This window comes from Mesoterricola sediminis (genome assembly GCF_030295425.1).
GTDB classification, from domain to species: domain Bacteria; phylum Acidobacteriota; class Holophagae; order Holophagales; family Holophagaceae; genus Mesoterricola; species Mesoterricola sediminis.
Genome location: NZ_AP027081.1, coordinates 202,699 through 213,850 on the forward strand (window position 1 = coordinate 202,699; position 11,152 = coordinate 213,850).

9 protein-coding genes are annotated in these 11,152 nt (G+C 71.9%); 7 read left to right on the forward strand and 2 right to left on the reverse strand.

The window, feature by feature from the left end:
• The first annotated feature begins 69 nt into the window (after nucleotides 1-69).
• The 7 genes from R2J75_RS00895 to R2J75_RS00925 all read left to right on the forward strand — a co-directional run bounded on the left by R2J75_RS00895 (nucleotide 70) and on the right by R2J75_RS00925 (nucleotide 9,258).
• Nucleotides 70-1,377, forward strand: coding sequence for a glycosyltransferase family 2 protein (locus R2J75_RS00895; protein WP_243330080.1), 1,308 nt, complete (start codon nucleotides 70-72; stop codon nucleotides 1,375-1,377).
• Nucleotide 1,378: 1 nt separating this feature from the next.
• Nucleotides 1,379-3,175, forward strand: a complete 1,797-nt coding sequence (gene mutL, locus R2J75_RS00900) for a DNA mismatch repair endonuclease MutL (RefSeq protein WP_316410904.1) — start codon at nucleotides 1,379-1,381, stop codon at nucleotides 3,173-3,175.
• An 82-nt stretch (nucleotides 3,176-3,257) separates the two neighbouring features.
• Complete coding sequence (gene rfbF / locus R2J75_RS00905) at nucleotides 3,258-4,031, forward strand: glucose-1-phosphate cytidylyltransferase (RefSeq protein WP_243330343.1); 774 nt, start codon at nucleotides 3,258-3,260, stop codon at nucleotides 4,029-4,031.
• Nucleotides 4,032-4,041: 10 nt separating this feature from the next.
• Nucleotides 4,042-5,106, forward strand: coding sequence for an NAD-dependent epimerase/dehydratase family protein (locus tag R2J75_RS00910; protein ID WP_243345967.1), 1,065 nt, complete (start codon nucleotides 4,042-4,044; stop codon nucleotides 5,104-5,106).
• The gene (locus R2J75_RS00915; protein ID WP_243330084.1) at nucleotides 5,103-6,482 is read left to right on the forward strand and encodes a UDP-glucose dehydrogenase family protein; all 1,380 of its coding nucleotides are present in this window, start codon (nucleotides 5,103-5,105) and stop codon (nucleotides 6,480-6,482) included. The genes R2J75_RS00910 and R2J75_RS00915 overlap by 4 nt, the downstream gene beginning before the upstream one ends.
• Complete coding sequence (gene rfbH / locus R2J75_RS00920; protein ID WP_316410905.1) at nucleotides 6,469-7,803, forward strand: lipopolysaccharide biosynthesis protein RfbH; 1,335 nt, start codon at nucleotides 6,469-6,471, stop codon at nucleotides 7,801-7,803. The genes R2J75_RS00915 and rfbH overlap by 14 nt, the downstream gene beginning before the upstream one ends.
• 15 nt (nucleotides 7,804-7,818) lie before the next feature.
• Nucleotides 7,819-9,258 (forward strand): glycosyltransferase family 2 protein, encoded by a 1,440-nt coding sequence (locus R2J75_RS00925; protein WP_243330087.1) that lies wholly within the window; start codon nucleotides 7,819-7,821, stop codon nucleotides 9,256-9,258.
• Here R2J75_RS00925 and R2J75_RS00930 read toward each other — a convergent pair.
• Together R2J75_RS00930 and R2J75_RS00935 are read right to left on the reverse strand one after the other, a co-directional pair.
• On the reverse strand, nucleotides 9,235-9,912 hold the full coding sequence (locus R2J75_RS00930) for an acetyltransferase (RefSeq protein WP_316410906.1): 678 nt from the start codon (nucleotides 9,910-9,912) through the stop codon (nucleotides 9,235-9,237). The genes R2J75_RS00925 and R2J75_RS00930 overlap by 24 nt on opposite strands.
• 1 nt (nucleotide 9,913) lies before the next feature.
• Nucleotides 9,914-11,149 carry a class I SAM-dependent methyltransferase gene (locus R2J75_RS00935; RefSeq protein ID WP_316410907.1) on the reverse strand — a complete coding sequence of 412 codons (1,236 nt, stop codon included), beginning with the start codon at nucleotides 11,147-11,149 and terminating at the stop codon, nucleotides 9,914-9,916.
• Nucleotides 11,150-11,152: the final 3 nt, after the last annotated feature.

The following is an 11,152-nucleotide window of genomic DNA, read 5'->3' on the forward strand; positions in this document are numbered from 1 at the left end:
GGGCCCGCCGCGGACGGGGCGCCCCGTCCGCGGCGGACGCCGTGGGGCCGTTGGGCTTATGCTGGTCGGATGAAGCTCACCGTCGCCATGATCGCCCGGGACGAGGCGGCCCACCTGGGCCACTGCCTCGCCTCCATCCAGGACCTGGCCGACGAGATCGTCCTGGTCGACACCGGATCCGTCGACGGGACGCCGGCCATCGCCGCCGCCCACGGCGCCCGGGTGGGGACCTTCGCCTGGGTCCAGGATTTCGCCGCCGCCCGGAACGCCAGCCTCGACCTGGCCACCGGCGACTGGGTGCTGGTCCTGGACGCCGACGAGGCCGTGGACGCGGCCGACCACGGCCGGATCCGGGCGGCCCTGGCCGCCCCCGGGGCCGAGGCCTACCGGGTGCTCATCCGCAACTACCTGCCCGGCGGCGCCTTCACCATGATGGACACGGAGGCGAAGGCCAACCCCGGCGGCTACCGGGAGGGGGCGGCCCACGCCCGCTGCGCCGACACGCGGGGGGTCCGCCTCTTCCGGCGCCGGCCCTGGGCCCGCTTCACGAGCCGGGTGCACGAGATGGTGGACCCGGCCTTCCTGGCCCGGGGGATCCAGCCCCGGGACCTGGACGCGGTCATCCACCACTACGGCTTCACCCTGGCCGACCGGGTGCGGGCCAAGAAACCCGTCTACCTCGAGCTGGCCCGCCGGGACGCCGAGGACCGGCCCGGCGACGCCCAGGCCCAGTTCCACCTGCTCATCCAGGCCGCCACCGCGGAGGCCTGGGAGCTGGCCGTCCAGGCGGCAGATCGTTTCCTCGCCCTCACCCCCGGGGCGGCCCCGGGCACGGTCCTGCTCACCCGGGCGGTGGCTCTCCAGCGCCTGGGGCGCCACGCCGAGGCGGAGGCCGCCTTCCGGACCCACCTCGCCCGGCATCCGGACAGCGCCCCCGGGGTGGCCGGGCGGGCGGTCTCCCTGGAGCGGCTGGGCCGGGGCGCGGAGGCCCGGGCGCTGCTCGAGGCCTGCGTCCAGGCCCATCCCGCCTTCGCGACCCCCTGGCTGGACCTCGCGGACCTGCACGCAAGAGCCGGCGATCCAGTTGCCGCCCGGGCGGTCCTGGAGCGGGCCCTGGCGGGCGCCCCCGGGGACCCGGACCTGCGCGCGCGGCTGGTGCGCCTGGGCCTGGAGACCGGCGATCCGAACCAGGCGGTCCTGGACGCCTGGGAGGCCCTGCGGGCCTGCCCCCGGGGCGGCGAGGGGACCTGGCACCTCCTGGTGGGGGTGCAGCTGCTGCGGCAGGGGGCCCGGGCCGAGGCCCGGCAGATCCTGGAGCAGGGCCTGGCGGCCTTTCCCGGCCACCCCGACCTGCTGCGCGTGAAGGAGATGGCCTGACATGGCAAAGATCCGCGTCCTGCCCGACCACGTGGCCAACCAGATCGCCGCCGGCGAGGTGGTGGAACGGCCCGCGTCCGTCCTCAAGGAGCTGGTGGAGAACGCCCTGGACGCCGGGGCGACCCGCCTGGAGGTGCGCTGGGAGGAGGGGGGCAAGCGCCTGCTGGAACTGGCCGACGATGGCTGCGGCATGGCCCGGGACGACCTCTACATGGCCCTCGAGCGCCACGCCACCAGCAAGGTCCGGGCGGCCGGCGACCTGGACCATCTGGCCACCTTCGGCTTCCGGGGAGAGGCGCTGCCCTCCATCGCCTCCGTGAGCCGCTTCGACATGGCCTCCGCCGAGGCGGACGGCGCCGGGCACCGGCTGCGCTGCGAGTTCGGCGTCATCAAGGAGGTGCTCCCCGCGGCCCGGGCCCGGGGGACCACGATCACGGTCCGGGACCTCTTCGCCCAGCTCCCCGCGCGGCGGCGCTTCCTCAAGGCCACGGAGACCGAGCACGCCCACCTGTGGGGCGTGGTGACCCGCCTGGCCCTGGCGACGCCGGACGTGCACTGGGTGGTGGAATCGGACCGGAGCGGGCGCCTCGTCCTGCCCCGGGTGGCGGAACCCGGCGAGCGGCTCGGCCCCCTCCTGGGCGACAAGCTGGCCAGCCTCGTCGCCTTCCGGGACGGCCAGGCCCCCTGGACCCTCCGGGGCTATGTGTCCGACCCGGCCCTCAGCTTCCGGGACCGCAACCACCTCTACCTCTTCGTGAACGGCCGGGCGGTCCGGGACCGCCTCCTCCTCGCCGCCCTGGCCGGAGCCTGGGAGGGCTTCTTCCCCAAGGGCGCCTATCCCGCGGCCGTCCTCTTCCTGGACGTCCCGCCCGAGGCCGTGGATGTGAACGTGCACCCCACCAAGGCCGAGGTGCGGTTCCGGGAGCCCCAGCGCATCTTCCCCTGGGTGGGCCGGGCCCTGCGGGAGGCCTGGTCCGGCCTGCGGGGCGGCCTGGCCTCCGTCCTGGACCTGCCCCCCAAGCCCCTGGAGCCCGAGCTGGACAAGCCCCTGGCCCCCGTCGCGGCCAGCCATCCCCACCTGTGGGAGCCGTACCGTCCGGCCGAAGGCGCCGTCCGCGCCCTGGAAACGGCCTTCGGGCCCGGGACGTCCGCGCCGATGGCCGCCGAGCCGCGGCCCGCGGCGCCGCAGGGCCCCCCGCCTCCACCGGCCGCGCCTGCTTCCTTCCGCTACCTGGGCGCCTTCGACGCCACCTACCTCCTGGCGGAGGTGGCGGGGGACGGCGAGCCGGAGTTGTGGATCGTGGACCAGCACGTGGCCCACGAGCGGATCCTCTATGAAATGCTCTTCCTCCGGAAGCACGCCCCGGCCATCCAGCCCCTCATGCCTCCGCAGGTGGTGGGCCTGGGCCCGGCGGCTGTCGCCCGCCTCACCCCCTTCCTGGACGAGTTCACGGCCGTGGGCCTGGAGGTCGAGCCCTTCGGGGCGGACGCCCTCGTGGTCCGGGGCCTGCCCGATTTCCTGGCGGACCGGGACCCGGAGGCCCTGCTCACGGACCTCCTCCGGCGCCTGGAAGAGGGGGGCCGGCCGGACCTGGACGCCTTCCGGCGGGACCTGAACGCCGAACTGGCCTGCCGCAGCGCCATCAAGAAGCACCACGTCCTTCCGGCCGAACTTGCCCAGTGCCTCCTGGAGGACCTGATGGCCTGCCAGGTCCCCCACACCTGTCCCCATGGCCGCCCCGTCATCAAGAAACTCACCCGGGGCGACCTGGAACGGAGCTTCGGGCGGCGGCTGTAGGCCGGGGCAACCGGCCTGATTCCTGCATCACCGGCTTATCCAGACTGCCCGGGTGGCGCAAGGGGGTGCCATGACACAGCCCATCAAGACCGTGATCCTCGCGGGGGGACTGGGGACCCGCCTGGCCGAGGAAACGGGGGTCCGCCCCAAGCCCATGGTGGAAATCGGCGGCCAGCCAATTCTTTGGCACATCATGAACATCTATGCCCATTACGGCTGCATGGAGTTCCTCGTGGCCCTGGGCTACAAGGGCGAACTGATCAAACAGTACTTCCTGGATTTCCGGACCCGCACCTCCCACCTCTACCTGGACCTGGCCAGCGGCGAGACCCGGTTCCACGGATCGGTTCCGCCCCCCTGGAAGGTCCACCTCATCGAGACCGGCGCCCAGACCATGACCGGTGGTCGGATCCTTCGCATGCGGGAGCACATCGGCGATGACCCGCTCTTCATGGTGACCTATGGCGACGGCGTGGCGGACGTGGACCTCGGCCGCCTCCTGGCCTTCCACCGGGCCCACGGCAAGCTGGCGACGGTGACCGCAGTCCGGCCTCCGGCCCGGTTTGGGGATATCCGCCTCCAGGACGGCCGGGTGATGGGTTTCGCCGAAAAGCCCCAGGTGGGCGAGGGCTGGATCAACGGCGGCTTCTTCGTGCTGGACCGGCGGGTGCTGGACTACATCGACGGGGACGCCACCATCTGGGAGCGGGAGCCCATGGAGCGCCTCGTGGCGGAGGGGCAGCTGATGGCCTACTGCCACGAGGGGTTCTGGCAGCCCATGGACACGATCCGCGAGCGGACGGTGCTCGAGGGCCTGTGGGCCTCGGGGAACGCCCCCTGGAAGATCTGGGACTGAAGGAGCGCGCATGGCCAAGTTCACATCCGTCATCCGGGAAGACGCCCGCTGGCTCGTGGAGGCTTCGGGCCTGCCCCTGGCCCGCCTGCGCGGAAAGACCCTCCTGCTCACGGGGGCCTGCGGGTTCCTGGGGGCCTACGTCCTCGATCTCCTGGCCCACTGGAACGATGGCCAGGACCAGCCCTGCCGGGTCATCGCCCTGGACAACTTCCTGGTCGGGCTCCCCGAGCGGCTCCAGCACCTGGCGGGCCGCCGGGACATCCGGATCCTGTCCCACGACCTCACCACGCCCTTCCTGCCCGACGAGCCCATCCACGCCATCTTCCACGCCGCGGGGGTGGCGAGCCCCACCTTCTACCGGCGCTACCCCCTCGAGACCATCGACGTGAACGTGGGCGGCACCCGCCAGCTCCTGGAGCTGTGCCGGACCCAGCCGGTGGAGTGGATGCTCCACCTGAGCACCAGCGAGATCTACGGCGACCCCAGCCCCGACGCGATCCCCACCCGGGAGGACTACCGGGGCTTCGTCTCCTGCACCGGCCCCCGGGCCTGCTACGACGAGTCCAAGCGCCTGTCCGAGACCCTCTGCGTCCTCTACCACCAGCAGTACGGCGTGCCCATCAAGGTGGGCCGGCCCTTCAACGTCTACGGTCCCGGGCAGCGCATCGACGACCGGCGCATCGTGCCCGACCTCATGCAGGCGGCCCTCCAGGGCGGCCCCCTGGTGCTCCTCTCGGACGGCCGGGCCACGCGCTCCTTCTGCTACCTGCGGGACGCGACCTGGGCCATGCTCCTCATCGCCCTGGAGGGCCAGCCCGGCGAGGCCTACAACCTGGGCAACGACCGCCAGGAGGTCAGCATGCTTCAGGTGGCCGAGACGCTGCGGCAGGTCGCGGGCCTGGCCGAGCCGGTCCAGTACCGGGCCAGCGAGGATCGCCACTACCTCACCGACAACCCCCAGCGGCGCTGCCCCGATCTCGCGAAGATCCGCACCCTGGGCCCCTATGACCCCCAGGTCCAGCTCGAGGAGGGCCTCGCCCGGACCTTCCGTTCCTACCGGGAGGACCAGCCATGAAGGTCGCTGTCTTTGGCTGTGGCTACGTCGGGCTCGTCACCGGGGCCTGCCTGTCGGCGCTCGGCCACCAGGTCGAATGCGTGGACGTGGACCCCCGCAAGGTCGAAACCATCAACCGGGGCGAGACGCCCATCTTCGAGCCGGGCCTGGAGGCGATGCTGAAGGAAAACCTGGCGGCGGGGCGGTTCCGGGCGACCCTGGACGCCCAGGGGGCCCTGGAGGGCGCCCGCCTGTCCATGATCGCGGTGGGGACGCCCGACCGGGATGGCCACATCGATCTGTCCTTCGTCGAAGGGGTCGCCCGCACCATCGGCGCCCACCTGCGGACGGCGCCGGACGACCACACCGTGGTGGTCAAGAGCACCGTGGTGCCGGGCACGACCCTGGGGCTCGTGGCCAGGACCCTGGAAGCGGCGTCGGGGCGCGTCGCCGGCGAGGACTTCGGTGTCGCCATGAACCCCGAGTTCCTCCGGGAGGGCTTCGCCGTCCAGGACTTCATGGAGCCGGACCGCATCGTCCTGGGCCACCTGGGGGTCCAGGCTGGCCAGGCGCTGGAGGCGCTCTACGCCGGTTTCGCCTGTCCCAAGCTCCATGTGAATCCCACGGAAGCCGAGTTCATCAAGTACGCCTCCAATGCCCTGCTGGCCACCTGCATTTCCTTCGCCAACGAGCTCTACACCCTCTGCGAGGCGACCCCGGGGGCCGATGGTCGGAAGGTTCTGGAAATCCTGCACATGGATCGCCGCCTCACGCCTGTCCACCAGGGTGAGGCCGTGCGCCCGGGCCTCCTCTCCTACCTGTTCGGCGGCGTCGGCTACGGCGGCAGTTGCCTGCCCAAGGACCTCAACGCCATCACCGCCATGGCCCGGGAGCGGGGCCTGCCCGCGCCCCTGCTGGACCAGGTGGTGGCCGTGAACCGCCGGCGCCCGGCGGCCATTGTGGACCGCCTGGCCCGGGAGCTGGGCGGCCTGCAGGGACGGACCGTCGCCTTGCTGGGCCTGGCCTTCAAGCCGGGGACCGACGACTGGCGGCATTCGCCCTCCCAGCCCCTGGTCGACGCCCTGCTCGCCCAGGGGGCCACGGTGCGCGCCTGGGATCCCCTCGTAGACGCCGGCGCCGTCGCCGCCTGGGGCGGCCGGGTCGCCCTTCACCGGACGTCCGCCGTCCTGGCCGGGGCGCATGCGGCCGTCCTAGCGACGGCCTGGCCGGAACTGACCGCGTGGCCGTGGGCCGACCTGGTCGGGACCATGGCGACCCCGGTGGTTCTGGATGGCCGCAACGCCCTGGAGCATGTGGCTTGGCCGGGCAGTGTCCGATACGTACCCGTGGGCCGGGGACCGGCCCTCGCATCCCGGGAGCACCATGTCCACGGCTGAGGAACTCCGCAACCAGATCCTGGAGCTGACCCGGGCCTACGTCCAGGAGGCCCATCAGCCCAAGCCCTTCGTGCCCGGGGAAAGCCGCGTCAACTATGCCGGGCGAGTCTACGGGGAGGCCGAGCTGCTCAACCTCGTCGGCGCCTCCCTGGATTTCTGGCTCACGGCCGGGCCCTACGCGGCGCGGTTCGAGGAGGCCATGCGCGGGTTCTTCGGAAGCCGCGCCTTCGTCCTCGTCAATTCCGGATCGAGCGCCAACCTGCTCATGGTGGCGGCCCTGTGCGCGGAGGCCGCGGACAAGGCCCGGGATTCGGGCCCCGGGCGGCTTCTGCCCGGCGACGAGGTCATCACGCCCGCGGTGACCTTCCCCACGACGCTCACCCCCATCGTCCAGAACCGCCTCGTGCCGGTCTTCGTGGATTGCGAGGTGGGCACCTACAACATCGATCCTGGTCTCGTCGAGGCCGCCATCGGGCCGCGCACGAAAGCCATGCTGGTCCCCCACACCGTCGGGAACCCCTGCGACCTCGCCGCGCTGACCGAGATCGCGCGCCGGCGGAACCTGTGGCTCCTGGAGGACGGCTGCGACGCCCTGGGGGCGACCTTCGACGGGAAGCTGGTGGGGACCTTCGGCGCCATGAGCAGCCTGAGCTTCTACCCCGCCCACCACATCACCATGGGCGAGGGCGGCGGCGTGAACGTCAACGCCCCCGAGCTCAAGCGCACCGTCCTCTCCCTCCGGGACTGGGGGCGCGACTGCTGGTGCGACCCGGGCTGCAACAACACCTGCGGGCGCCGCTTCGACTGGCACCTGGGCGAACTGCCCTACGGCTACGACCACAAGTACATCTACTCGAACCTCGGCTACAACCTGAAGGCCACCGATCTCCAGGCCGCCATCGGCATGGCCCAGTTCGATCGGATCCCTGCCTTCGTCGAGGCCCGGCGGCGGAACTTCCGGCGCCTCCAGGAGGGCCTCGCGTCCCTGGAGGACCGCCTCATCCTGCCGCGCATCGACCCCCGGGCCAACCCCAGCCCCTTCGGATTCCCCCTCACCGTCCGGGAGGGGGTGGATCGGCGCGCCCTGGTGAACCACCTGGAAGCCGCCCGCATCGAGACCCGCCTCGTCTTCGGGGGCAACATCCTCCGCCAGCCCGGATTCCTGGACATCGAGCGCCGGGTGCACGGGTCCCTGGCCGCGTCCGACCGCATCATGCGGGACACGCTCTTCCTGGGCGTCTACCCCGGACTGGGGGATGCGCAGATCGACTACATGCTCGAATGCATCCACGGCTTCTTCGCGCCCGGGAACCGGGCCTGAACAGGAGACCCCTTGATGACGACCCGGCCCCTTGTCTCGATCTGCGTGCCGACCATGGACCGGGGCGAGCTCCTGGAAATCGGTCTGAAGAACCTCCTCAGCGAGGCCGAGCCCTTCGGGGACAAGGTGGAGATCGTCGTGGCGGATAACGCCTCGACGGATGCCACGCCGGAGATCCTCCGGAGCCTGGGCGGACGCATCCGAGTCGGCCGGCAGCCCGAGCGGGTGACCTTCCCGCGCAACCTCCTCTACGCCGCCTGCGACCTGGCCCGGGGGGAGCACGTGCTCCTGATGGGGGACGATGACCTCCTGGTCCGCGGCTCCCTCAAGCGCATCGTGGATCTCCTCGAGGCCCGGCCCGACCTGGACTACATCTACCTGAACGTCGGCTGGCTCTCGGTCCCCCAGCGGAACCGGGCGATCCTCGAGGACGATTCGAGGATCCCCGAGGATTACGATGGCATCTTCCAGCTCCGCGAACCGGTGACCCGCGTCCTGGGGCGCCTGGAGGAGGTGGTGGACCTCTGTTGGTCGACGCCCTACGCGATGTTCTCGACCATCTTCTGCTACACCCTCCGGCGGAGCCGCTACCTGGAGGAGCGGGAGCACCTCGCCCTCTGCGACGACTGGGACCATGCGGTGCAACCCCTCGACAACATGTTCCCCCACGCCCTCCTCAGTCTTCGCCCCTGCGCCGGACGGCCCGCGGGATGCATCGGGGAGCCGGCGGTGATGCAGGGCAGTTGGCACCAGGGCTGGGCGCCCTGGTCCCACAAGACGATGATCCACGGCCACGTGCTGCTGTTCGAATGGCTGGAGCGGGAGACGGCGTTCGATCCGGAACGCCTGGGCGTCCTGTGGAAGGAGCTGGCCCGCCATTCGGCCAACATGCTGATCCAGATGCTGGACCACCCCGAGCGGCACCTGGGCCGCAGCGTCCTGGAGGGCCACGCCCTGCCCCGGCTCATCCGGCACCCGGAATTCCTGACCACGCTCTGGGATGGCACCCGCAACCTGGCCCAGGCTGATTTCGAGGCGGACCGGATGGAGGAGCGGGTCGCCGCCCTGGACCAGGAGTTCGGGCGCCCCGTCCGGGTCGCCCTCTGGGGGCTTCGGGGCCGAGGCGAACGGTGGCTGGAGCACCACGCCGCCCGGCTGCCCCATCTGGAGGTCATCGTGGACGGCTCCCATGCCCTCCACGGCAAGGAGACGCCCTGGCTCAAGGAGCCCGTTCAGCCGGTGGAGGCCCTGCTGGAGCGGACCTTCGATGTTCTGGTCCTGGGCACGCGGGAGGAGATTACGGCGCAGATCCTGCCCGTCCTCGCGGCCTGGGTTCCGGTTGGAACGCCTGTGGTGAGCATGTTGGGCCTGACGCGGGTCAGCCCGGCGGCCGTGGAGGCCGGGGCCCCGTCCGGGGCCATGGGCCTGCCTTCACAGGGGCGAGCGGGGGCGTAGCGTCCGTGCGGGGTTGCCCACGACGGTCGTGAAGGGGGGGACGTCCTCCAGGACGACCGCGCCGGCTCCGATCACCGCGTGCTCGCCGATCCGGAGGCCCTGCTTGATGATGCAACCTGCGCCCAGGAAGGCTCCGGCGCCCACCTCGCATCCTCCAAGCAAACATGCGGCCGGAGCCAGGTAGGCCAGGTCGCCGACGCGGCAGTCATGCTCGACGATGGCCCCGGTGTTGACCACCACCTGGGTGCCCAGGCGGGCGCCAGGGTGTACGACGGCCTGGGCCATGGCGGTGAGGCCCGTCGCCCAGGCGGCGGATGGGGAGATCCAGGCCCGGGGGTGGAGGGCGTCCACGGGCAGGAGGCCGGCGGCGAGGGCCGCCTGGTGGGTCCGTTCGCGGACGGCCAGGGATCCCGCGGCGCCCGCGCCCAGGAAGAAGTGGGTGACCCCTCGGCTCCGCAGGTCCACCAGGAGGGCATCGCCACCCAGGACGGGCACGCCCTGGAGGAGATGTCCGTGGAGATCCGGATCCGGATCGAGGAGGCCGAGGATCGGTACCACGGGCGCGACCTGCAGGATCTCCAGCACGACCCGGGCGTGGCCGCCGGCGCCCAGGCCCACGAGGCTTCCGGAGGAGGGGGTGGGGGCCGGGTTCATGTCAGGGGTCCTCCGCCAAGTCCCGTTCCAGGGCGTCCACGGGGGTGTACAGGGTCGACACGGAGTTCGCCAGACCGAGCGTTTGGCGGATCTGCCGGAAGATATCCCGTTCGAACTGCATCGAGCTGATGAGGATGCGCTCGGTCCTGCCCGTCAGCTGCTCGGGGGCGAGGACGGGGCGGTCCTGGAAGGTGAGGCCCTGGTTTTTGGGGTTGCTGTCCACGAAGGCGGCGATGTGGGCGGGGTCCAGGACGCCCTCGGCCAGGAGCCGCCGGGTGTGGACCCCGACCCCCCACACGATGAGGGGGCCGCCCTGCCTCGCCATTTCGGCCAGGCGGGGGCGATCCCGGGCCTCCAGGGCCCGGGAGGCCGCCACGTAGGCGGCGATGGCTCGCTCGCCTTCCTCGTCCCGCCCCCGGAGTGGGGAAACGGCAGGATCGACCCGGTAGAAGGCTTTCAGGTCCAGCACCCACTTGCCGGGGGCCTGGAGGATCCGGGCTGGCCAGCACTCGACAAGGGCGAAGCCGTGGCGGGCCATCAGGCCCTGGAGGCTGGCGGCCGTGAAGAAGTTGATGTGCTCGGCGCTGAACTCCTGGAAGGGCGCGTCGAGGCCTTCGGCAAACCGGCCCGCGTCCGGCACCTCCACGTAGCAGCCGGCGCCGGGGGCGAGGCAGGCGCGGAGGTGGTCGAGGAGGGGGGCCAGGTCCCGCAGGTGCTCGAGCACCGAACCGAGGATCAGGACATCGCATTCGCCGGGCCGCAGGTCCCCCACCCACCCCTGCCGGAAGGAGGCCCGCACCCGGGCGCCGCCCTGGGCGATGCAGGCGGGGGAAGGATCGACGCCCGCCAGGTTCCGGAAGCCGACGGCGGCCAGGGCCTCCAATTGACCGCCGCGGGCGCACCCCATGTCCAGGATCCGCGTGGCCCGATCGGGGACGAGCCTGGCCAGGTGCTCCGCCACAGCGCCGTAATGGCGCAGGTCATAGGCGGACAGGGAGCTGGAAACCCGATCGTGCCCTTCGTACTGGCTCTGGTCCCGGTAATACGCGTCGAATGCCGCCTGGTCGGGGAGGGGGGACGCGAAGACGAGGCCGCAGGCCTCGCAGGCGACCACGTCATACCCCGCCAGGAGGGCGCCTTCGGCCGGAACGGCCAGCCTTTGCGCGTGGAGGACCCGGTGGTCGGGGCAGGCGCAACCAGGGCAGGGACGGGGAAGGGCAGGCGGCAGGTGCGTCACGGG